The 21,629-nt window shown below is 52.7% G+C and carries 29 protein-coding genes and 1 tRNA gene; 2 read left to right on the top strand and 28 right to left on the bottom strand.

All coding sequences use genetic code 11. From position 1 onward, the window contains the following. Positions 1 to 161: 161 nt before the first annotated feature. Genes KI215_RS07840 through KI215_RS07830 form a run of 3 tightly spaced genes read right to left on the bottom strand, consistent with a single transcriptional unit; the run spans position 162 to position 2,063 of the window. Positions 162 to 872, bottom strand: coding sequence for a pirin family protein (locus KI215_RS07840; RefSeq protein WP_212774959.1), 711 nt, complete (start codon positions 870 to 872; stop codon positions 162 to 164). 11 nt (positions 873 to 883) lie between these two features. After that, entirely contained in the window at positions 884 to 1,660 is a 777-nt protein-coding gene (locus KI215_RS07835) for a DODA-type extradiol aromatic ring-opening family dioxygenase (RefSeq protein WP_212774958.1), read from the bottom strand. A gap of 13 nt (positions 1,661 to 1,673) precedes the next feature. After that, positions 1,674 to 2,063, bottom strand: a complete 390-nt coding sequence (locus KI215_RS07830) for a DoxX family protein (protein WP_212774957.1) — start codon at positions 2,061 to 2,063, stop codon at positions 1,674 to 1,676. A gap of 127 nt (positions 2,064 to 2,190) precedes the next feature. On the opposite strand from KI215_RS07830, the gene KI215_RS07825 reads away from it, so the two are divergent. Further along, on the top strand, positions 2,191 to 2,517 hold the full coding sequence (locus tag KI215_RS07825; RefSeq protein ID WP_212774956.1) for a winged helix-turn-helix transcriptional regulator: 327 nt from the start codon (positions 2,191 to 2,193) through the stop codon (positions 2,515 to 2,517). A 79-nt stretch (positions 2,518 to 2,596) separates the two neighbouring features. On the opposite strand, the gene ndk is transcribed toward KI215_RS07825, so the two are convergent. The 16 genes from ndk to KI215_RS07745 form a co-directional block, all read right to left on the bottom strand. Beyond that, positions 2,597 to 3,043: a nucleoside-diphosphate kinase gene (gene ndk / locus KI215_RS07820; RefSeq protein ID WP_212774955.1), complete on the bottom strand. Its 447-nt coding sequence runs from the start codon at positions 3,041 to 3,043 to the stop codon at positions 2,597 to 2,599. A 149-nt stretch (positions 3,044 to 3,192) separates the two neighbouring features. Then, on the bottom strand, positions 3,193 to 4,164 hold the full coding sequence (locus KI215_RS07815) for a polyprenyl synthetase family protein (protein WP_212774954.1): 972 nt from the start codon (positions 4,162 to 4,164) through the stop codon (positions 3,193 to 3,195). Positions 4,165 to 4,169: 5 nt separating this feature from the next. Then, positions 4,170 to 5,024: a menaquinone biosynthetic enzyme MqnA/MqnD family protein gene (locus tag KI215_RS07810; RefSeq protein ID WP_212774953.1), complete on the bottom strand. Its 855-nt coding sequence runs from the start codon at positions 5,022 to 5,024 to the stop codon at positions 4,170 to 4,172. Continuing rightward, positions 5,021 to 5,620 carry a UbiX family flavin prenyltransferase gene (locus KI215_RS07805; RefSeq protein ID WP_212774952.1) on the bottom strand — a complete coding sequence of 200 codons (600 nt, stop codon included), beginning with the start codon at positions 5,618 to 5,620 and terminating at the stop codon, positions 5,021 to 5,023. Before KI215_RS07805 ends, KI215_RS07810 begins: the two co-directional genes overlap by 4 nt. Beyond that, positions 5,617 to 6,453 carry a UbiA-like polyprenyltransferase gene (locus KI215_RS07800; RefSeq protein WP_246512243.1) on the bottom strand — a complete coding sequence of 279 codons (837 nt, stop codon included), beginning with the start codon at positions 6,451 to 6,453 and terminating at the stop codon, positions 5,617 to 5,619. Before KI215_RS07800 ends, KI215_RS07805 begins: the two co-directional genes overlap by 4 nt. Positions 6,454 to 6,511: 58 nt before the next feature. Continuing rightward, on the bottom strand, positions 6,512 to 7,249 hold the full coding sequence (locus KI215_RS07795) for a demethylmenaquinone methyltransferase (protein WP_275956748.1): 738 nt from the start codon (positions 7,247 to 7,249) through the stop codon (positions 6,512 to 6,514). Positions 7,250 to 7,253: 4 nt separating this feature from the next. Beyond that, on the bottom strand, positions 7,254 to 8,006 hold the full coding sequence (locus KI215_RS07790; RefSeq protein WP_212774950.1) for a heptaprenyl diphosphate synthase component 1: 753 nt from the start codon (positions 8,004 to 8,006) through the stop codon (positions 7,254 to 7,256). A gap of 102 nt (positions 8,007 to 8,108) precedes the next feature. Continuing rightward, complete coding sequence (locus KI215_RS07785) at positions 8,109 to 8,594, bottom strand: hypothetical protein (RefSeq protein ID WP_212774949.1); 486 nt, start codon at positions 8,592 to 8,594, stop codon at positions 8,109 to 8,111. Between the two features lie 69 nt (positions 8,595 to 8,663). Then, the gene (mtrB, locus tag KI215_RS07780) at positions 8,664 to 8,885 is read right to left on the bottom strand and encodes a trp RNA-binding attenuation protein MtrB (protein WP_212774948.1); all 222 of its coding nucleotides are present in this window, start codon (positions 8,883 to 8,885) and stop codon (positions 8,664 to 8,666) included. A 113-nt stretch (positions 8,886 to 8,998) separates the two neighbouring features. Beyond that, positions 8,999 to 9,075, bottom strand: a tRNA-Pro gene (locus KI215_RS07775). A gap of 92 nt (positions 9,076 to 9,167) precedes the next feature. Next, positions 9,168 to 9,734 carry a GTP cyclohydrolase I FolE gene (folE, locus tag KI215_RS07770; RefSeq protein WP_212774947.1) on the bottom strand — a complete coding sequence of 189 codons (567 nt, stop codon included), beginning with the start codon at positions 9,732 to 9,734 and terminating at the stop codon, positions 9,168 to 9,170. Between the two features lie 179 nt (positions 9,735 to 9,913). Further along, entirely contained in the window at positions 9,914 to 10,189 is a 276-nt protein-coding gene (locus tag KI215_RS07765) for an HU family DNA-binding protein (protein WP_205494954.1), read from the bottom strand. Between the two features lie 212 nt (positions 10,190 to 10,401). Next, positions 10,402 to 11,880 (bottom strand): stage IV sporulation protein A, encoded by a 1,479-nt coding sequence (gene spoIVA, locus KI215_RS07760; protein ID WP_212774946.1) that lies wholly within the window; start codon positions 11,878 to 11,880, stop codon positions 10,402 to 10,404. 366 nt (positions 11,881 to 12,246) lie between these two features. Then, positions 12,247 to 12,390, bottom strand: a complete 144-nt coding sequence (locus KI215_RS07755) for a hypothetical protein (RefSeq protein ID WP_212774945.1) — start codon at positions 12,388 to 12,390, stop codon at positions 12,247 to 12,249. Between the two features lie 164 nt (positions 12,391 to 12,554). Continuing rightward, positions 12,555 to 13,271: a hypothetical protein gene (locus KI215_RS07750; RefSeq protein ID WP_212774944.1), complete on the bottom strand. Its 717-nt coding sequence runs from the start codon at positions 13,269 to 13,271 to the stop codon at positions 12,555 to 12,557. Between the two features lie 14 nt (positions 13,272 to 13,285). Then, on the bottom strand, positions 13,286 to 13,444 hold the full coding sequence (locus KI215_RS07745; RefSeq protein WP_212774943.1) for a hypothetical protein: 159 nt from the start codon (positions 13,442 to 13,444) through the stop codon (positions 13,286 to 13,288). A gap of 138 nt (positions 13,445 to 13,582) precedes the next feature. Between KI215_RS07745 and KI215_RS07740 the strand changes: the two genes are divergently transcribed. Continuing rightward, on the top strand, positions 13,583 to 14,098 hold the full coding sequence (locus tag KI215_RS07740) for a hypothetical protein (protein ID WP_212774942.1): 516 nt from the start codon (positions 13,583 to 13,585) through the stop codon (positions 14,096 to 14,098). A 162-nt stretch (positions 14,099 to 14,260) separates the two neighbouring features. Here KI215_RS07740 and KI215_RS07735 read toward each other — a convergent pair whose 3' ends face one another. The 9 genes from KI215_RS07735 to rpsA all read right to left on the bottom strand — a co-directional run bounded on the left by KI215_RS07735 (position 14,261) and on the right by rpsA (position 21,381). Continuing rightward, complete coding sequence (locus KI215_RS07735) at positions 14,261 to 15,289, bottom strand: NAD(P)H-dependent glycerol-3-phosphate dehydrogenase (protein ID WP_212774941.1); 1,029 nt, start codon at positions 15,287 to 15,289, stop codon at positions 14,261 to 14,263. Positions 15,290 to 15,316: 27 nt separating this feature from the next. After that, positions 15,317 to 15,907, bottom strand: coding sequence for a glycerol-3-phosphate 1-O-acyltransferase PlsY (gene plsY / locus KI215_RS07730; protein WP_212774940.1), 591 nt, complete (start codon positions 15,905 to 15,907; stop codon positions 15,317 to 15,319). Between the two features lie 36 nt (positions 15,908 to 15,943). Then, positions 15,944 to 17,260, bottom strand: a complete 1,317-nt coding sequence (gene der, locus KI215_RS07725; RefSeq protein WP_212774939.1) for a ribosome biogenesis GTPase Der — start codon at positions 17,258 to 17,260, stop codon at positions 15,944 to 15,946. Positions 17,261 to 17,428: 168 nt separating this feature from the next. Continuing rightward, a complete protein-coding gene (locus tag KI215_RS07720) occupies positions 17,429 to 17,941 on the bottom strand; it encodes a DUF3189 family protein (RefSeq protein ID WP_212774938.1) in 513 nt (170 codons plus the stop codon). Continuing rightward, complete coding sequence (locus KI215_RS07715) at positions 17,938 to 18,327, bottom strand: hypothetical protein (protein ID WP_212774937.1); 390 nt, start codon at positions 18,325 to 18,327, stop codon at positions 17,938 to 17,940. The genes KI215_RS07720 and KI215_RS07715 overlap by 4 nt, the downstream gene beginning before the upstream one ends. Continuing rightward, entirely contained in the window at positions 18,324 to 18,524 is a 201-nt protein-coding gene (locus KI215_RS07710; protein WP_212774936.1) for a capping complex subunit for YIEGIA, read from the bottom strand. Before KI215_RS07710 ends, KI215_RS07715 begins: the two co-directional genes overlap by 4 nt. Before the next feature lie 2 nt (positions 18,525 to 18,526). Beyond that, positions 18,527 to 19,450, bottom strand: a complete 924-nt coding sequence (locus KI215_RS07705; RefSeq protein ID WP_212774935.1) for a YIEGIA family protein — start codon at positions 19,448 to 19,450, stop codon at positions 18,527 to 18,529. Between the two features lie 24 nt (positions 19,451 to 19,474). Beyond that, positions 19,475 to 20,092: a YphA family membrane protein gene (locus KI215_RS07700; RefSeq protein WP_212774934.1), complete on the bottom strand. Its 618-nt coding sequence runs from the start codon at positions 20,090 to 20,092 to the stop codon at positions 19,475 to 19,477. Between the two features lie 134 nt (positions 20,093 to 20,226). Beyond that, complete coding sequence (rpsA, locus tag KI215_RS07695) at positions 20,227 to 21,381, bottom strand: 30S ribosomal protein S1 (protein WP_212774933.1); 1,155 nt, start codon at positions 21,379 to 21,381, stop codon at positions 20,227 to 20,229. Between the last annotated feature and the right edge of the window lie 248 nt (positions 21,382 to 21,629).

Here is a 21,629-nt window from a genome sequence, read left to right as displayed (position 1 = left end):
AAGTATGTTGGTTGCTTGTAATGATACCATACGATGAACCACCTGAAAACGCCTTACCTGTTCCCATCATTGTACAAGAGAAGACGGCATGCTCTCAATACACAAAAAACCGGTGTCTTTTTGACACCGGTGAACGGAAAATTCGTCTCCACACCGAACTCTTAATCCAAGGACGCCAAATCCATCAGCATGAAATGCGCATCTTCCTCAGCAGCGATCTCGATGCTGGAGAGATCAGTTATACGGGCAGTATCTCCCGTTTTTAACGTATGTTCCCCGCTCAACTTTATCCGACCTTCGATCAGAAACAGATACATCAAGCGTCCGTCTTCCTGTTCATGCGTCAATGAACGCCCCGCATCCAACTGCGACAGATACACTGTGACATCCTGATGAATCGACAGTGCGCCTTCCCGGGGCGTGCCGGAGACAACCGGCAGTAACCGGTTGTGTTGCGCTTCTTTAGGAAATGATGCTTGTTCCCAGGAAGGAGTCAGTCCCCTGCGTTCAGGATAAAACCAGATTTGCAGAAAATGGACCGGTCGGTCTTGCGAGTGATTGTACTCCGAATGAAAAATGCCGGTTCCCGCCGTCATCCGTTGTACCTCACCGGCGCGGAGCAAACCTTGGTTACCCATACTGTCCCGGTGCTCCAACACACCGTCGATCACATAGCTGATGATTTCCATGTCCGCGTGGGGATGCATACCGAAACCTTTTCCCGGCTGCACGATGTCGTCGTTAAACACACGGAGCGGCCCGAAATTGAGATTGTTTGGGTCATAATACTCCGCAAACGAGAAACTGTGCCGTGTCTTTAACCAACCATGGTCGGCCGTATATCTTTCTTCAGATGGAATAATGCGAATCATGGCTCCTCACCTCAATCAAACTGCAGAATCAAATGGCTTAATGAACCGTACTGATAACTTTGATGGCACACCCGAGCCGTACGGTTGTCAACACCGGCTCCCATCGCGATAAACAGCGGCAAAAAGTGTTCGGCATCCGATGTGGCACGGAGGGCATGCGGTACCAAGTGTTGATAATCGAAAAGCGAAACGGTGTCCCATTCCCGGATACGGTCGATCAGCCAATCATCAAATTCCTTCGCCCATTCATCGGTTTGACCCTGATCATAAAAGTTCATATAACGGAAATTGTGAACCGTGGCGCCACTGGCGATAATCAGGATGTTACGCCTTTTCAAGGAGGAAAGGGCTGCCCCGATCCGGTACTGCTCCTCAGGTGATAGAGAGGGATTGACGGAAGCCGCAATCACCGGGATGTCGGCCGCCGGGTACATATGGCGCAATATCACCCACACCCCGTGATCCAGCCCCCGATGTGCATTCAGCATCGCCTCAATCTCGTGATCCCGTAGCAGCTTCTGCACTTCTTTGGCGACATTGACCGATCCTTTTGCAGGATAAGTAATCTCGTACAATTCTTTTGGAAAACCACCAAAATCGTGGATGGTATCCTGGGCCTCATCTGTGGCCGTCAATGTCAGCGTCTCGCTTACCCAATGGGCGGTGAATACGAGGATCGCCTCGGGTTGATCCAGTTGTTCCCCCAACCGTCGCAAGTCCCGGGTGTATTCGATGTCCTGCACGGCAAGGAGCGGTGACCCGTGAGCGATGAACAAAGAAGAGGTCAATTTACTTTCCTCCTTAACCGATCAAAACGTGGGAACCGGGTCCGATCAAGGCCACTCCAATTGCCACCGCAATCAGAACCACATTGTATTCGATTCCTCCGGCAGTGATCCAGTAACCGTTTTTCCCGTGCACTTTGAAGATAGCAACCAACATGGTCAGTACGATCAGCGCCGCTCCTAAACTCGTTCCTACACCAGCCGCAAACAATGCCCCACCGATCAACTCAGACAAACCGGCCAGCAACGCCATCCACCAACCGGGACGCAATCCGATCGATTCCATCCACCCGGCCGTTCCTTTCAACCCATGGCCGCCGAACCAACCGAACAGCTTTTGCGCACCATGACCCATAAACGTCAAGCCTACCACCAATCGAATAATCAACAATCCCAGATTCATCATGCCCCATCACTCTCCTTTTGTTTATTGCTATATTTTTATCAGTTATTTACTTTGCATCTGTATCATACGATGATAACTTACTTTTGTCAAGTAACTATGTTAAAATAAAATCCAGGAGGTGATGGTGATGCACCCACATCCTCTTTGTCCCAAATTCGAAGCTGCTTTTGAACTACTGGGGAAGCGGTGGACCGGATTGATCATCCGGGTACTGATGGACGGTCCCCGACGGTTTCGTGACATCTCCGACAGCATTCCTCAAATGAGCGATAAAATGCTGTCCGAACGTTTCAAGGAATTGGAAGCCGCCGGGGTGTTAAAACGCAACATTTATCCGGAAAAGCCCGTGCGGATCGAATATGCGCTTACCGAAAAGGGAAAAGCACTGCGACCGGTGATGGATGCCGTTCAAGCATGGGCCGAAGAATGGGTGGATTCGGAAGGGGAAAAATGAGGATTCGGAGGAGGTCAACCATCTGCGAGGACAGCGGTCGGATAACAATTTCAGCCCGGAGTGATTTCCGGGCTGTTGTTTATCCGATCCATTTGTTGATCGTTTTGTCGTAGGTGATCAGTTCCTGCTCACCAAACCAGAGATTGATTTCCCGTTCCGCGCTTTCCGGGGAATCAGAGCCGTGGATGATGTTCATCCCCACACTGATGCCGAAATCACCGCGAATCGTACCCGGTGCGGCATCAGCGGGATTGGTTTTGCCCATCATTTGCCGGGCTCCAGCGATCACGTTTTGTCCTTGCCACACCATGGCGAACACCGGACCTGACGTGATGAAATCCACCAATTCACCGAAGAACGGCTTCTCTTTGTGCTCGGCATAATGCTTTTCAGCCAGCTCCCGGGAAACCGTCATCAATTTGGCCGCCACGAGCTGATACCCTTTTTTCTCGAAGCGCGACACAATTTCGCCGATGAGTCCGCGTTGTACCCCATCCGGCTTCACCATCACAAACGTCTTTTCCATGGTTTCGCCTCCATGCTATGTAAATCGCCATTGAAAGGGCTACCATGCGGTAGCCCAACGGAATTGTACCAGATTCAGCTGGTCAAAAGCAAACATGTTATCAGAAACTTAACGGACAAGTTCCTTTGTAGCGAAAGTGAGCACACATCCTAATACGTGCGTGTACCGACAAACCTGGCAATCATACGCAACGATTCTCGCGCAGTGCACGGCGGCAAGACGTCCACCATCGACAGCGCCTTCTCCAAATACCGTTCGGCCAGGTTGAGCGAAAACGGTATCCCCTCAGCATGACGGACGCGTGCCAACACTTCGTCCAACGACACTTCTTCACCACGTGAACGCAAAAACGCCAAAATCCGTTCACGATCCTCCCTTTTCCCGAACTGCAAAGTATGAATGACCGGCAATGTCACGTTTCCCTGACGCAAATCACTCCCGGCTGGCTTGCCGAGTTGCTGTTCGTTACCGGTCAGATCCAACACGTCGTCAGTAATCTGAAACGCCATGCCCACATAATATCCGTATCGGTATAATACCCGCACAATCTCCTCGGATGCGTTGCTTGCCAGTGCTCCCAATTGGCAGCTGATCGCCATCAGGAGCGCCGTTTTCCGCTTGATTCGGTGCAGATAACGCAGCAAATGCTGACCGGGGTTGTAAAAATCGCGGATCTGTTCGATTTCCCCCCGGCACATCTGCACGATCGCACGGGACAATATATGGTGAATCCGCGGCTGACCGATCTGGGCAACCACTTCCAAGGCGCGGGCAAATATGAAATCCCCGGTGTACATGGCTACACGGTTGTCCCATTGAGCCTTCACCGTTTTTCTCCCCCGTCGGGTCTCCGCATCGTCGATCACATCATCATGCACCAGTGTGGCCATGTGAATCAGCTCCAGAGGGACGGCGATCCTTTTCAAACGCTCCAGATCATACTTGCCGAACCGCCCTGACAACAATACAAAAACAGGTCGGAGCCGTTTCCCACCAGCATGGAGCAAGTGGCCGGCCGACGCCGCCAGCTGGCTGTCCCGGGATGCGACCGTTGCCGACAGTTCCTGCTCAATCGATTCTAAGTCATTTTTCAGATCCTCATAAATTTCATGGAGTCTCATGACATTCACCTTGGTTCGCCCGTACTTGTGCCCGCAGGCAAATCCAACACCTCAATCCGCACATTCGGGGATAACAGCCCGATCTCGGCGGCACGCCGATAGTATGCTTCCAGCCCTTCCAGTTGAGGCTGGCGCAAATCATAACACAATCCATTGTAATAATTCCGCCAGAACGCCTCATCACCACCCAATTGACGCTGCGCCTCGCGGATAACCGGTGTGGGATCGAGGCGGCTCTGTTCTTTGCTGGCAAAGAACCGTTCATATACGGCATACAACAGATCAGGCCGCTCTTCCACTACTTCTCTGCGCACCGCCCAAACCGCAAACACCATGTCCAATCCGGTCCGTTGGTACCATTCCCACCCCAGATCCAACACGCGGTATCCCGGATTGTCCCACTGAGCCCGAATGGCATCGTCACCGATCAACAAGGCTGCATCCGCCTGCTCCATCATGTCGCCGAGCGAAGGCGGCATGGTGACGTATTCGGGATTTCCCCGCTCAAATCCATTGAGCAGTACCTTGAGCAACGCCACTGACGAAGCCGAGGTGTTGGTAAGCGCGATTTTGGCCGAACGAAGATCGGACAAAGCCGCATCACGCGTAAACAAAAAAATGGAACCGACCCGTCCCCTGGCACTGACTGATAAATCCGGCAAAAGGACGTAGTTCGGATACTGATCGGCATAAGCGAAAGAAGAAATGGGCCCCATGTCGATCTCCCCGGCGGCCATGAGCCGGTTCAGTTGGGACGGCACCATGGGCACCAGCTCCACAGGTAGCCCATCTGAATCAAAATAATGATACAGTGGTAAAACATTCGTAAACGCGATTCGACCGATCCGCAGGGGTCTCATCGCCTTCCCTCCCATCGTCGATACAATTGATGCGGAACCGACATCTGATCAAGCGCCTTACCGGCCACGAACCTCACGATGTCGTCCAGTGTTTCGGGACGGTGGTAGAAAGCCGGCATTGCCGGAACGATTTTGACGCCGATTCTGGAGAGACGTAACATGTTTTCCAAGTGGATAGAAGACAACGGCGTCTCGCGCGGTACCAATACGAGCGGACGCCCTTCCTTGATCATCACGTCCGCTGCCCGCTCCAAGAGATTGGTGGACAATCCCGCAGCCAGCTTCGCCAATGTCCCCATCGAACAGGGGATCACCACCATCCCGTCCACCGGATAAGAACCCGAGGCGATCGAAGCCCCGATATCCTTGATCGGATGATGGACCAGCCGTCCGGGCAGATTCCGCCACCGATCACGAAAAGCCCCCTCCCGGGCGGACACGTCCCAATCGTGCTCTTCCTTCAGTACCCGCCAGGCGGCTTCGGTCACCACCAGATGAACTTCGTGTCCCTGACGAAGCAGTTCTTCCAACAAACACAATGCATAGGGGGCGCCGCTCGCCCCCGTCATGCCCACCACAAACCGTTTGGCACTCATCTCAATATCACATCCGCCATCGCAAAGAGAAACACAATCACGCTCAATACGCCGTTCATCGTGAAAAAGGCTGTGTTCAGACGGGATAAATCGTCGGGTGACACGATTCGGTGCTCATAATACAGAATCGCTAATGCGATCAAGACGCCGGCACCGTACCACGCACTGAGCGGTGTGATCTGGATCAGCAAAATCAGGCCGATGGCGGTTCCGACATGCATCCATGCCGAATAACGGAGTGCACGGGCCAGACCGAATCGTGCAGGAATGGAATATAACCCTTCCTGGCGATCGAAATCGATGTCTTGACACGCATAGATGACATCAAACCCTGCCGTCCACAACGCCACCGTCACAAACAACAGCCAAGCCGTCCCATCCAGTTGCCCGGTGGCTGCCACCCACCCGCCCATGGGGGCCAAACCGATCGCCGCACCCAGCACCAAATGACAAGCCCAGGTAAACCGCTTGGTATAGGAGTAAACGGTCAACACCAACACAGCGATTGGCATCAGCTGGACGGCCAATGGGTTCAGTTGCCAGGCGGCCACAAACAGCAATAGGAACGAGACAAGCACAAAGACCCAAACGGCCGGAACGGAAATTTTTCCCGCCGGAATCTCCCGCTGTGTCGTTCGCGGGTTTTTCGCGTCGATATGGCGGTCGATCAGCCGGTTGAGCGCCATCGCCGCACTGCGCGCACCCACCATGGCCACGGTGATCCAACCGACTTCTCGCCAGGTGGGCAAACCTCCCTCCACCATCACATTCCCCAATACGGCACCCAGATAGGCGAATGGCAAAGCAAACACGGTATGTTCAAACTTGATCATATTGAGAATGATCCTGAGCTTTTGCCACCATCTCATCCTGCATCGACCTTTCTATCTCTCATACATCCCGTTTCTTGATGCCGATGTGCACAGCCGCAATCCCGCCGGTCAACGGAAAGACCCGCACCGATTCAAATACACCTTCTTCTTCCATGATGCGCGCCAATTCCTTGTAATCGGGAAATTGAGCCAATGATTCCGGCAACCAACGGTATTGCTCGTACCGTCCTGCCAACCATTTGCCCAGCAAGGGCAGAATCCGTCGAAAGTACAGATAGTACACCGCGCGAAACGGCGCCCAGGTCGGCTTGGACAATTCCAGGGAAACGACCTGACCGCCCGGCTTGACCACACGGGCCATTTCGCGCAACACGTGACGATAATCCGGCACGTTGCGCAAGGCGAAGCCGATCGTCGCATGGTCGAAGGTGTTGTCTGCAAAAGGCAATGCCATCGCGTTGCCGTGAATCAAACGGATTTGCTGGTCAAGTCCCCTTTCGCCAATTTTTCTTTCCGCCACTTTCAGCATGTTTTGGCTGAAATCCAGCCCCACGATCTCTCCCGTTCCCGACGCCTCCGCCAGCGCGATCGCCCAGTCGCCCGTCCCGCAACAGACGTCAATGGCGGTATCGCCCGGCTTGACCGCCATCACCTTCATGGTGAACTTGCGCCATGCCTTGTGACGCCTGAAACTGAGGATCGTGTTCATCCGGTCATATCGATGTGCGATACTTTCAAAGACACTGTGGACAAACTGTTCTTTCGACCGAGACATTTGATCCTGATCCACCGACATGATTTCACCCTTCCCGGAGTAGCGGCTCTCCCAATACCGGAGCAAATCTACGCTGGATCGCCTCCGCCCATTCTTGGCGCTCTTCCGACAGCTTCATTCCTTCCAGCCAAGATTGGATTTCCTCCAACAAAACGGCCGGAACCGAATCGTCGGACAACCACGGAAATGTCTCTTTCACGCGGGGCGAGACGAGGTAATCGAGCGCCATCAAACGCTCCGCCAGCGGGCGCCATGAATGGTCCCACCGGTTTTCTGCATGAAAAAAATCGGCCAACGCCGCAAGCAATTCGCCCCGGATTCGCCGAATCAATGGAAGCCACACCGAGGATGACGTTCGTGTATCGTCGCGCAACGCATACAAACGCATTTTCGCTTCGTTGATGCGGCAGGTTGCCTGGGCCAAACATGCTACGGCTTCCACTTCTCCCTGCTCGCTCAATAAACGGTAAAACTGACTGGAATAATAATCACCGGCCAAGACGGTGAGTTGACGTATGCGCATTTGCTCTTCCGTTTTCGGCTTGTCCAGCGAGACCGTTTCGTGAATGTCCAAGGCCATTTGCAATAAAGCAGTCGCCGTACACAACCGGCGAATCCGCGAAATGGGCAGTTCATGCGACTTCAACATCATATAAAGTACCTGTACAAAAAAAGATGGCACATGAGGTCGGCCGAGACAGCGCTTGACAAACGGGTTTTCTGCATATTGAGCGATCTCTTCCACGATGGATTCCCATTCGGTATGTACGGACGTCATGTCGCGCCCCCCACCTACAGACAAATCGATGACATGTTCTTCTTGTCCAGTATACCATAATTTTGACGAAGCGACACGAATCACCTCTTCCTGAAGGGATCATCAGTATCGTTTCACCTCAAAGAACCGTTCCAGATATTGCTGGTACGACCGTTCGGACTCCTGTTGCACCGCGGGACTCTTACGCAAATCCCCCCGTGTCGCCCGCACTGTCATCAGTGGTGCGGGAGTGGCCGGCGATGCATCATATACCGTCAGACGAACCGATTCCACATTGTCCGTCTGTGTAAGTGTACGTTGTATCAAAAGGTACATTTCCCGATACCGCTCATTCGTCAAACGGGTGGTCGACAAATCCAGTGTTAAACTGTTGCGCTCCCACTCTACGTGGTGAAGCCGCATATTCATCGATTGACGGGATAGAAAATCGACCAACGTTCCTTCCGTCAAATGCATCGGCTGTTCCACCCGAAAAACGGGAAGAGAACCGCTCCCATGCTTTGATAACACCGGTGCCAATGACAACAATGCCGCCAACATCACGGACAAAAACACCGACGCAAACAACGCCCGGGCCAAGCGCTTCAATGCCCATCCCCCTTTTCCCGTCCTGAGATCATTGTATCGGAACGGTGGGGAAATCATGCCTCCCGGTGTTCACTCTTCCGTATCGATCGTTCCATATCGCGTCAAAATGGTCGCTTTGCCGCGAACCTTGATCGCCGAAGTGTGTTCCGTAAATTGCGCGATCATCACTTCTCCTTTGTCCAGCTTTTCCGAGTGATGAAACCGCGTATCCTTACCCCGTGTCAACCCGATCACGTTGACCCCGTTTTCTTTCGCCTTGATCACGATATAATCGCTTGTAATCGGTTCCATCCCCATCGCCTCCTCTATTGATCAATCACACTATGCCTTAATCGCCGACACCTTGTCAATGGAGAATCGACAATAAAAGAAAAGACCCTCCGACCGTTTCGGAGAGTCTGGTTTGGTCGGGCTAGCCGGATTTGAACCGACGACCTCTTGCGCCCCATGCAAGCGCGCTACCAAGCTGCGCCATAGCCCGACATCGTTCCAAGATATATTCTGATACAGAAGCGACGTTTATAAATATATCTCGGAACTGTGTTTCTGTCAAGAGATGTCGGGCAAATTTTTTTAGCGAATCCCGATCAGGCTGAGCGCCTCCGCACGGGCTGCTGCATTTTCGGCGAATATGCCACGAACGGCCGATGTGACGGTTTTGGAGCCCGGCTTTTTCACGCCCCGCATCGTCATGCACATATGTTCGGCCTCCACCACGACAATCACGCCGTGAGGATCCAGTTTTTCCATGATTGCATCCGCCACGGTGGCAGTGATGCGCTCCTGCAGTTGCGGACGTCGTGCAACAGCCTCCACCGCCCGAGCCAATTTGCTGAGACCGGTCACACGACCGCCACGTGGAATGTATCCGACATGTGCTTTTCCGTAAAACGGAACCAAATGGTGTTCGCACATGGAGAAAAACGGAATGTCCTTCACCAATACCAATTCTTCATGGTCTTCGCTGAATATGACCGAAAAATATTCGCCGGGATCCTGATCCAATCCGGCAAACACTTCCTCATACATTCGTGCCACACGAGCTGGCGTATCCCTCAGACCTTCCCGATCCGGATCCTCTCCGATCGCCTCCAAGATCATCCGCACCGCGGTCTGAATCTTTTCGTGATCCACTCGCATATTTTATTTCGCCTCCACATAGTCTGTCCGTTTGAGCCTGATTCCTATCCCGACTGTCCGCTGGCGCAAATCATCGAAACGTCCCCGCCATTATACCATAAAATAAAAAGGCCCGGGATACGGGCCTTGACGTTCATATGTACCCCCACAGGCCGAATACCTGTGATTAGTACTTTTCATTACTTGTTCACTTCGTCCTTCAGCGCTTTGCCCGGTTTGAAAGCCGGAACCTTGCTGGCCGGAATGGTGATTTCTTTTCCGGTTTGCGGGTTGCGCCCTTTACGGGCAGCGCGTTCACGGACTTCAAAGTTGCCAAACCCGATCAGTTGCACTTTCTCACCGTTTTTCAGCGCTTCGGTGATGGCTTCCAACACGGCCTCAACGGATTGGGTGGCATCTTTCTTCGTCATTTGGGTTTTTTCCGCCACTTTGGCAATCAATTCCGTCTTGTTCACAACCCTCACCTCCTCTCTCACGAGACCCCCTTCTTTCACCGCCTACCGCACCTTCCAAATCTGGAAAGTAGGCGATCCTAAGGCGGTCGTGAGGGACAAACCTATAGTAATACAGACAGTGGGGAGAATTCAAGGGGATTCGCGTGTTTCTTTGCGAAAAACAAAGCAAAAAAAGCACTCCGAATGAGCGCTTTTTGAAAATGAATCCATTTTTATAAGATGATGGCGATCAGTCCGCCCGAACCTTCATTGATGATCCGCTCCAATGTCTCTTGTAGTTTGTACCGGGCATTTTCCGGCATCATCGACAATTTGGCTTGAATGCCTTCCCTTACGATTGAATTGAGCGACCTGCCGAAAATGTCCGATTCCCAAATTTTCAGAGGATCCTGTTCAAAGTCGCGCATCAGGTAGTTGACCAGTTCTTCGCTCTGCCTTTCCGATCCGATGATGGGGGCAAACTCGGAATGCACGTTCACCTTGATCATATGAATCGACGGTGCTGTCGCCTTGAGCCGGACCCCAAATCGGGAACCCTGTTTGATCAGTTCCGGCTCATCCAGCGTCATTTCGTCCAGCGTAGGCGCGGCTACCCCGTAACCAGTTGTCCGGACCATCTTCAGCGCTTCGGCTACCTTGTCATATTCCTTTTTGGCCCGCGTGAACTCCACCATCAACTCCAATAGGTGATCCTTACCGCGAATTTCAACTCCGACCACCTCAGTCAGAATTCGATCGTACAACTCATCCGGCGCGTAAAGATCGATCTCGGCAATCCCTTGACCCATGTCCATGCCGGAAAGAGCGGCCCGGTCGATAAAGTCGTAGTGCGCGAATTGTTCCACCACAGCATCGACATCGCGCAGACGACGGATATCCTTCACCGTTTCACGGACGGAGTTCTCAAATTCCTGGCGCAGCCAGTGGTCCTCATCCAGCACCATCACCCAGCTCGGCAGATTGACGTTCACTTCATGAACCGGAAACTCGAAGAGCACTTCTTTCATCACTTGCAGGATCTCTTCTTCACCCATATTGGCCACTGACAGCGCCATCACGGGGATGTCGTATTTCTCGGTCAGCTCCTGTCGGAGTGCCTGCGTTTTCTCCGAATAGGGACGGTTTGAATTGAGTACCATGATGAACGGCTTGCCGACTTCTTTCAGCTCCTCGACCACCCGCTCCTCCACTTCTTCATACGCATAGCGGGGGATGTCGGTAATGCTGCCGTCCGTCGTCACCACCACACCCAACGTGGAATGCTCCTGAATCACCTTGCGCGTGCCGACTTCGGCCGCTTCCTGGAAAGGAACGGGATCGTCAAACCAAGGGGTGTTGATCATACGTGGGCCGTTATCATCCTCATAACCTTTGGCCCCTTCGATCGCGTAGCCGACGCAGTCCACTAAACGGACATTGATGTCCAATCCTTCGCTGACATGAATGTTGACCGCCTGATTGGGAACGAATTTGGGCTCGATCGTCGTGATCGTCTTGCCCGCCCCACTATGCGGCAGCTCATCAGTTGCCCGAATGCGTTCGGATTCTTCGCTGATGTTGGGTATCACTACTTGTTCCATAAACCGCTTGATAAACGTCGACTTCCCGGTGCGCACCGCACCGACCACCCCGAGGTAAATATCCCCTCCCGTTCGTTCCGCAATATCTTTGAAGATATCGATTTTTTTCACGAGAACCCCTCCTTCAATGGTTCCGTTACCATGATCAACGGAAATGTCGCCGGTGCGAAAAGGGCGCTCCCCTCCCCTCCGCTGTTCCCGTACGATTTTTGGACACTATAAATATATGAGGTCATTTCCCCTTTATGATACCGGTCAAAAAAAAGAGCCGCATTTTGCGGCTGAGAATCGGACAAGCGGTTGAAACCTCCCGTGATTTCGAGTGTGTATCTGGTAATTCCGTGAGGACGCAGGTGGAGCGAACCCGGGAAAGCATTCGGACAATACTCAGCATACAGGCTCTAGCAGAGGAGGGTCCGAATTTCCCGTTGTGAGCTTCAGACGGGAAATCGGAGCCCGTTGGACTTTTACCGCTGATCACCAACGAAACGGCGATTGGGGAGTTTGATCATCTTTTTCTTGTAGTTTGGTGCGAAACCCGACGACTTTCACCGATGCTGACAGCCTTCCAAGCAGAAAAGCGGCCAATACCAACACCACGGTCAATGCATTTGTCTCCATCCGCCTCAATCCTTTGCGTTTAAAATCAGATCCGTTTGCTTTCACATGTATGAATACCAGGAGACAAATATGCTTAGCGTGATCACCCCGTGACTTGCCCAGTGAATATCATCCGCATCGGAAACCGTTACCGCCTGACTGATCACACAACTTAGCCAACGGATTTACCGGACACGTTCCAAGACCGGCTCCCCTTTTTTCAACCGCATCGGTGGTGTATGCGCCGGAAGGTACAACGACTGTTTTTCCAACCACCCTACCATGTCGGTCCCTTCGGGGAGACGCTTCGAAGACTGCTGCAGGTATTGCATGACATCCATTCGGTAATCCACGTACAGCCGCCCTTTGTCGTCAATCAACAGAGGAAGCTGCAAATGAGGATGGTATGGACTGGGAATCGTCACCGGGTCCGTCTGCAACACCCGGTAGTCGATCGTATAGAACCCATTGCCTACCACGGAGGCGAATGGCCATTTTCCGTTTTTCTCACGATAAACCTGTATGGCCGGCTGAAGCTCCCGCAGCTTTTCCGTCACCCGCAAATCATACAGACGGACCGCCAACTGCTTGTCCACCACCGTCAGCACATAGAGGAAATCCCCACCCTCCTCAAACGCACTGGGCGGAATCTGGCTGATATAACCTTGCAGTTTGGAAAAATCGATGATGTATTTCCCATACAAAAATGGTGCTTGCGGCGCCCTTTCCTTGATGGGCAACCGATTCCTCTCATTTTTTCGATACGCATCCACCGCTGCCTGTACCGTCGACACATGCTGAGGGAGATGTGCGACGTCCTGACGCAGATTCTGGGGATACATGCACCCCGTCATCATCAGAAAGCTGACGAATACACTGATCCACCCGATCCACCGTTTCATCGTCCATCCTCCTCTTACAAAAACGAGCGCAACCCGAACAAAAAAGCCAATATGAAGGCCAAGAAGGCAAAAATTTTCCAGAACCCCTGCCAGATTCTCCTCTGGCTCAATCTGGACAGTGCGATCAGAAAATTGGCCAACACCAACAAAAACAGCGCCATCATCACATCCACGATATCGTTCCCTCCCCGTTTCTCCTACAGTATAGCAAATCCACGGATGCCTACCAACGAAACGGGCGACTGTCCTTACTCTTCTCTGGTGCAAACGCATAGGATAGGATGACAAAAGCCCGAGTGGAGGAAATTTCGTTGAAACCGAAAAATACGCGTATCAAAAAAGCAAAACCGAGTCCCCGTCGTCGCGCGCAAACTCGCAAGCCCCGACAATCCCCGACCAAACCGGTTCAAGCCGAACCGCTCTCTTCTCTCAATCTCGCCAGCATCATTTCCGGGTTTGCCAATGTCCGTTCGACCATCCAAGACTTAAGTCAATCAATCCAGCGGATCGAACGCATCATGGATTCGGCGTTTCGAATGTTTGAACTGGCTCAAACCTATATGGGCAACAGAAATGGGCCACGCCGCCCTCTCTTTCCCTTTGGTCCGCCCGGAGGCTTCCGAAACCGTCCACCGTCTCTGCCGTTTTCAGACGACAACCGCGATAATCCCGGTCCTTTTTCTCCGCCGGGATTATCGGGCAATCTCGATTTGAGTCAACTGTGGAATCTGCTGCAATCCCCGATATTGCAAAGCCTTCTGAGATCGTTTGCCAAAGTGAGCGAATTGCCCGGACCCGAAGATGAGCGACAGCAAAAACAGGGGTAACGCTAGTTGCGTTACCCCTTTCATTTACCCCATTACCGCTTCAGCCAACTGAGTCTGGTCCCTAACCCGAATTCTAAGAGCTGATTTGGATCGGTAATGGTGAGCTGTACTTTCAGGATATGACGTTCTCCACAATCCTGGCACCCAACCAATCGCCCAATCCTACCATCCCTGTACAATTTCCTCCATCTCATTTGTCTTGCCGCGACACATCAAATCCTCGACCGCTTGGCGAGGATCTTTCCGGTCGAACAGCACTGCGTGCAATTCGTTGGTGATGGGCATCTCCACCTGATATTGCTGGGCCAAACGGTAAGCGGCCCGGGTCGTTTTCACACCCTCGACCACCATCCCCATACGTTCGAGTACCTCATCTAAGCTCATGCCCTGGCTGAGCATGTGACCCGCACGCCAGTTACGGCTGTGACGACTGGTGCACGTGACCACCAGGTCCCCCACACCAGCCAGTCCGGCAAATGTGATCGGACGGGCCCCCATCGCCATGCCCAATCGGGTAATCTCAGCCAACCCGCGTGTGACCAAGGCGGCTTTGGCATTGTCTCCGAAGCCCAGTCCGTCAGATAAACCCGCACCCAATGCGATGATATTTTTGAGTGATCCCCCGATTTCCACTCCCACCATATCGGGATTGGTGTAGACGCGGAAATACGGATTGATCAGGTAGGACTGAGCCAGCTCTGCCGTTTGTTGCCGCTCGGATGAAACCACAACAGTCGTGGGTGATTTTTTCGCCACTTCTTCCGCATGGCTCGGTCCTGACAATACCGCTATCTTCTCCCGAAGCCCGGTTGGCAGTTCTTCCTTCAACACTTCCGACATCCGTTTGAGTGAATCCAGTTCAAATCCTTTTGACGCATGGATAATCAAGGCGTCCTTCCGCAAATGGGGTGCCGCCGCACGCGCCACTTCACGCATCGACTGCGACGGAACCACGAAAAGCACCATCTCCCGGTCGCGTATCGCTCCTTCTATTGATGTCGTGGCACGAATGGACCGGGGCAAATGGACATCGGGTATGTATCGGGAATTGCGGTGATGCTCATTGATTTCCTGCACCGTAGATTCCCGTCGTGCCCACATGATCACTTCAAAACCATTGTCCGCCAATACCGTCGCCAAGACAGTTCCCCAACTGCCCGCTCCCAGCACGGCGGCCGTTTTCTTTCCCATGGACTTCCCTCCATCCGATCATTCCTATCATCGATCCTTCGATTCCAACCGGCGTTCAGTTCCAGCAAGCAACGCGCGAATGTTGCGGGAATGACGGATGACGGCCAGCAGTGCGATCACCAGACTCACCGAAAAATACGGTGAAGGATAGCCGATCCAGCCAATCATGATCGGCAAACCGACAACGAAGATCAACGAGCCAAGCGAAACATAACGCGTCAAGATGATGGAGGCGATAGCGAAAATCCCGGCAATCAGTGCTGCCTGAAAAGTCAGAACCGCCATCACACCGATAGTGGTGGCAATACCCTTTCCTCCGCGAAAGCCCAGGAATATCGGCCAATTATGCCCCACAATCGCCGCCAAGCCGCACAAGATCATGGCAGCAGGGGAGCCGTCCAACCAGTACCCCAAACCGACTGCCAGCATTCCCTTGACGCCGTCCAACAGAAAAACCAAGGCAGCCGGCCCTTTTCCCACTACACGCAATGTATTGGTGGCTCCCGCATTGCCGCTGCCATATTGCCGGATATCGATCCCCCTGGCCAACCGTACGATTACATAGCTGAAACTGATGGAACCGATGAGATAAGACAACAATACTGCTAGGCCAATCATAATCGTCTCCCCTCAAACCACGTGTTTCCTCTTGTTCTATTCGTTTCGTTTACGCAACAACAACCGTATGGGCGTTCCGTGGAAACCGAACGCTTCGCGCAGCCGATTTTCCAGATACCGTTGATAACTGAAATGCGCCAGCTCGGGATCATTGACAAACAACACGAATGTCGGCGGTTTCACGGACACCTGGGTGCCATACAAAATCCGCAGACGTTTCCCTTTGTCCGAAGGTGGTGGTGTCGTCAGTACGGCATCGGTCAACACTTCGTTCAGCACAGAAGTGGACACGCGCATCGCATGCTGTTCGGCTACCTCATTCACCATCGGCAAAATTGTATGCACCCGCCGCTTCGTTTTTGCCGAGACGAACAGGCTGGGCGCATAATCCATGAAGTGGAACTCGTCCCGAATCTCCCGGCGAAAACGGTCCATCGTCTTGTCATCTTTTTCGACCGCGTCCCACTTATTCACCACAAAAATGGATGCCCGTCCGGCTTCATGCGCATAACCGGCAATCCGCTTGTCCTGCTCGGCAATTCCACGTTCCCCGTCCAACACCACCAAGACGACATCGGAACGTTCAATTGCTTTGAGCGCACGGAGCACGCTGTACTTCTCGGTGGTTTCGTACACCCGTCCTTTTTTACGCATACCTGCAGTATCGATCAGTACATACTTTTGTCCGTCCCGCTCAAACGGCGTGTCGATCGCGTCCCGGGTTGTACCCGCCACCGGACTGACAATCACGCGTTCTTCTCCCAAGATCGCATTCACCAACGACGATTTGCCGACGTTGGGCCGTCCGATCAAACAGACACGAATCGTATCCTCGTCGTATTCTTCCTCTTCCAGATCGGGGAACAACTCGACGATGCGGTCCAGCAAATCACCCGTCCCCGTACCATGCAAGGCAGAGATCGGAAACACATCTCCAAATCCCATTTGGTAAAAATCATAAATTACTTCCCGATGGCTGGGATGATCCACCTTGTTCACCCCGACGACCACCGGTTTGTTGGAACGATGAAGCAGACGCGCCACTTCTTCGTCGGTCGCGGTCATCCCTGCCTGACCGTCGACGAGAAACAGAATGACGTGTGCCTCTTCGATCGCCAACTCGGCCTGATGTCGGATATGCTCCAACATCTCGTCATCGCCGCCAAACTCCAATCCACCAGTGTCAATCAGATGGAAGGAGCGCCCGTTCCATTCACCTCGGCAATAGATCCGATCCCGGGTGATCCCTGGTTTATCTTCCACGATCGCGATTCTTTCCCCTGCTATTCGGTTGAAAATGGTCGATTTCCCCACATTGGGTCGACCTACAATGGCTACTACTGGCAAACTCATCTGCTACCTCTCCTCAGATCGTACAAATCCGAACCTGTCAGCCAGACATACCTTATCTTATCCGTAAAAACACGATTAATCAACCAGAAACCGGCCTCAACTGCTTTCTCCAACCCTGGGGGATGTTTTCCCATCCTGGATACACTTGTGGGAAACCGTCCGCCCTCGTTATTCGGATCTGTGAATGACCGGACACACCCTTGACAAATCCATGGCTTCTCCTGCCCCATGTAACTGCTGTTTTACCTGTTTCACCAAAGCGACCAATGTCGGGTAACTGCGTGTGATACCCCAAGCTGCGATCGGGCGGCCGATGAAACTAAGACCATAACGCCGAGACAAAGCTCCTCCCACTTTGGTCATGAACGTGATACAGTGCAACGCGCCAACAAAGTGAAAAGACTCGGGATCGGCTCCCTCCAACGCCAACATCGACTTGATCGTTTGAAGCGCTGCCGCGGACTGGCCACCCAAGCCCAATGTATATACGCAAAACCCTTTTTCGTCCTTTCCTTTGTAAAAAAGAGACCCGAGATATCGGTCGTCGGATCGATCGAAATCGGGTAGTGCCATAATCTCGTGCACCCCGGGAATCCGTGAATCCGGCAGTTTCCCCAAATGAATGGCGGCGGCGATCACGGAAGAATGGGCACTGCCGTAACAATGGTAGATGATGTTCACCGTTTCAGCTCCTTTGCCACTTGCGGAAACAGGCGCTGCACTTGTTTTTCCAGCTCCCGCCATGACCGCACACGTGGACTGCGGGATGTCAAAAGGATCATTTCCCAGTCAAGCGGAGAAGATCCGACCAGCGGCAGGAAATAATGGAGTGCCCTCTCCACGATCTTTCCGTTTTGTCTGACACCCCCGAAAAACAAAGCATGACCATCCTCACTCGAACCGGCGGGCCACAACCGGCCCACCTGTGCCCAATCCATGCCTGTTTTTCGTCCCCATGTTACGACGTCCGCCGGTACCCCATCTTTCTGCCAGCGATGGGAATCCCCATAAGCCGCCACCAACGCAGCAGCTCCGTCATCCTCACTGAGATAAATCCTTCTTTTCACGAATGCTTCACGACGATGATGGTCTCCGGCTCCAGTTCATGTACCATCCCGTCCAATATTTGGCCCAGAGTCGCACCCAACTTCTGCACCTCTTCTGTTGATTGTGCCAAAAATACGGGAACCGCGCCATTGCCTATACGGTTAGGTTTACAGGAAACAACAGCCAATATCGATTGCGCAATGGTGATATCGATCATGACTATCCCCTCCTGACCGACGAAGTGTTGCGATGCTGGGTCTCTGCCGGCATACGGATGGCACTTTCCAGTACGGGTACACGAGCCACGGCCTCGAGGATTTTTTGCTCATCCTTTTCATGCGGTAACACCAAAATTCCTAATCGTCCGTCATCCAGCTTTCGTTTGGCGATCGGTACCAATCCGGCATCCCCGGTATCGCGGTAGACCCCCAGTCTGGCCGAAACATCGTGTAGAATCGCCTGTCGTTGTCCCAGGTTGGCCAAGGTAACCACACTAACGCCATCCAACGGCCGAACCACCACACCCACCCCGTGTTGTTCAATCCTTTCCCGATCCTTTTTCAGTCCCACGTTCATCAAATGAATGTCGTCCACAAACAGGTTAGCCCCCTCCCAACGCAAGTTTCCGAGGCGGATTTCAGCAATTTCCCGCAGGACTTTCCCCGTGCGCAGTCGGGCTGCCGCGAGGATCATGACCAATCCCGTGATTACGCCACCGTACCAGCGATGGCTGATCACCACGGCAAGGGAAGTGATAAACGAAGAAAAAATGACTAAATAGTTTCGCCCCTCAAATACCATGGCGATTCCCTCGATATAAGAAGCACCACGAGGCACCAGTTCCATATGATCCAGTTTGGACATTGTTTCACGTTCCATGTTGCGTACTTCGCGAAATTGTTGTGCTGCCAGGGCCAAAAACGTGATGGCCGTATAGTTGCGGTCCAACAATGCGGGGACAGCAACTGCACCCATACCAGCGGCGATCAGCCCCAACGACAAATGCATCACGTGCCCGTGCGGGTATGTGGGGTAGTGTCGATAATCCGTCCGCAACATGAGGAGTCGTGTCACAAAACCGGCCAACACACCGATGATCACCGCCCACGTATACAGATCCAAACGCATCAGCCCTTGCATCATCCAATCAAAACCTCCCCATCCTGATCAACGCGTTGTTCGAAACAGCCGTACACGAACCCAATCGACCGCAGATTTCCCACACACATGCACGGTCAACCATCCCGCCAGGAAGAGCATCACCATATCCATCCATGCCCCGTGTCCGATTTGAAGCGGCCGAAACATCTGGCGATGAAGCATCAACCATATTCCGTCTGCTATTAACAGTCCACCCAGAACGGCGACTGTTCGATCAATCCAGTTTTTGTGCCCTGTCCACAAAAGCAACCATAGCAAACCCAACATGACCCCATGGACCCAGATGCCCGTAAATGACGGACGAGTCCAGGACCATTCCCTGATCAGAAAGAAAACCACACCGGTCATTGCTATACTTACCAACAGCTTTCCCCATTCATGAAGATCACTTTTGGTCAACAATACCAAAAATCCCGCCGCCAACCACAACCAGGATAATTGAACATGCACATCCGGCGTGATTTGCACTTCCAACGGAAATACCAATCCCCATGATAACAACCATCTTCGGAATCGTTTTGCATCTTCCACGTGAAATGCTTGATGGATCTGCGGCAACCAACCGGTGACTGATAAAATCCATACGGTCCAGACGCAAAGTTGCGCCGGAATACCCGGTGCCAATGTCAAAACGCTCCTTTAAATGAAAAAATGATTCCATCTCACCGTATCATGTAGTATGCGCCTTGATCCGTTTTTTAGCATGAAAAAAACCGGCGAGTGAAAGCTCGCCGGTTTTCGGGCCTTGGCCGGAAGACTTATTTCAAGCGGCGGAGTTGGTCACCAAACACATCGCCCAACGTGACATTCAATCCGCCGTTATTGTTGTTTCGATCGATGTTTTGCAATTCTTTGCGCGCTTCTTCCTGTTCGGCATCTTTGATGCTGAGGCTGATCCGTTTTTGTTCCGGCATCATATCCAGCACCTTAACGCGCACTTCTTGCCCTTCTTCCAATACTTCCGCCGGTGTAGCGATATGCTTACGGGAAATTTGCGAGATGTGAACCAAGCCTTCCACGCCCGGATACACTTCGACAAAGGCGCCGAAGGAGACCAGACGTTTTACGGTACCGGTAACCACATCGCCGGTTTTGATCTCATCCCCCACTTTTTCCCACGGACCCGGTTGCGTTTCCTTGATGCTCAGGCTGATCCGCTCGTTGTCGCGGTCCACTTTAAGTACTTTCACCTGTACTTTGTCACCTTCGGTCAGCACGTCGGACGGATGTTCCACCCGGTTCCAAGCCAACTCGGACACATGAACCAGACCATCCACGCCCCCGATATCCACGAAAGCGCCGAAGTCGGTAATCCGTTGAACGGTTCCTTCGATCACTTGACCTTCCTGCAAGCTCTCGAGGGTGGCTTGTTTCTTCTTCTCTGCTTCCTCTTCCAAAACCGCTTTATGGGACAGGATCAGCTTGTTTTTGGAAGGATCGATTTCGATGACTTTCAGCGGCAAGGTGCGTCCTTTGTAATCGGAGAAATCTTCCACAAAATGACGCTCCACCAAGGAGGCCGGGATAAAGCCACGAACGCCGACATCTACGACCAGACCGCCTTTGACGATGTCAGCCACGGTCGCTTCCAGCGTTTCACCGGATTCAAATTTCCGTTGCAGTTCCGCCCAAGCGCGTTCGGCATCCACCGCACGTTTGGACAGGATCAATTTATCTTCCTCGTCGTTGACGCGCAGCACTTTGACCTCCACTTCCTGTCCTTCCTGCAAAACGTCGGACACTCGATCCACATGGAGGCTGGACAACTCTGAAATCGGGATCACACCGTCAAATTTGTATCCGACGTCCACCAATGCCTGGTTGTCCTCCACCTTGGTCACTTTGCCCTTGACCACATCTCCACGCTTCAACGGAGTCACTTCTGCCATTTCGGATTTCATTTCTTCCACCATGACGACAACCTCCTCATTTCCCTGCAAGCTGATCAGTCAATCTATCCTCTCCAAAAATTAGAGAGCGAATGAATACGAACGACCCGCTCGCCAATCGGCATTCGACGAGCTGATCCCGATGACAGGGATCGTTTTACGTGATGGCTGTTCCTTCCCCATCACAACCCCTTACGATCCGGCATTTGATCGAAAACAAACGGGTGATTCTCACTGATTCACAAGAATGGGGAAATGCCCACTCCCGGATT

The organism is Polycladomyces abyssicola, assembly GCF_018326425.1.
Taxonomy (GTDB): Bacteria; Bacillota; Bacilli; order Thermoactinomycetales; family JIR-001; genus Polycladomyces; species Polycladomyces abyssicola.
This window is presented reverse-complemented; position numbering and strand designations above follow the sequence as displayed.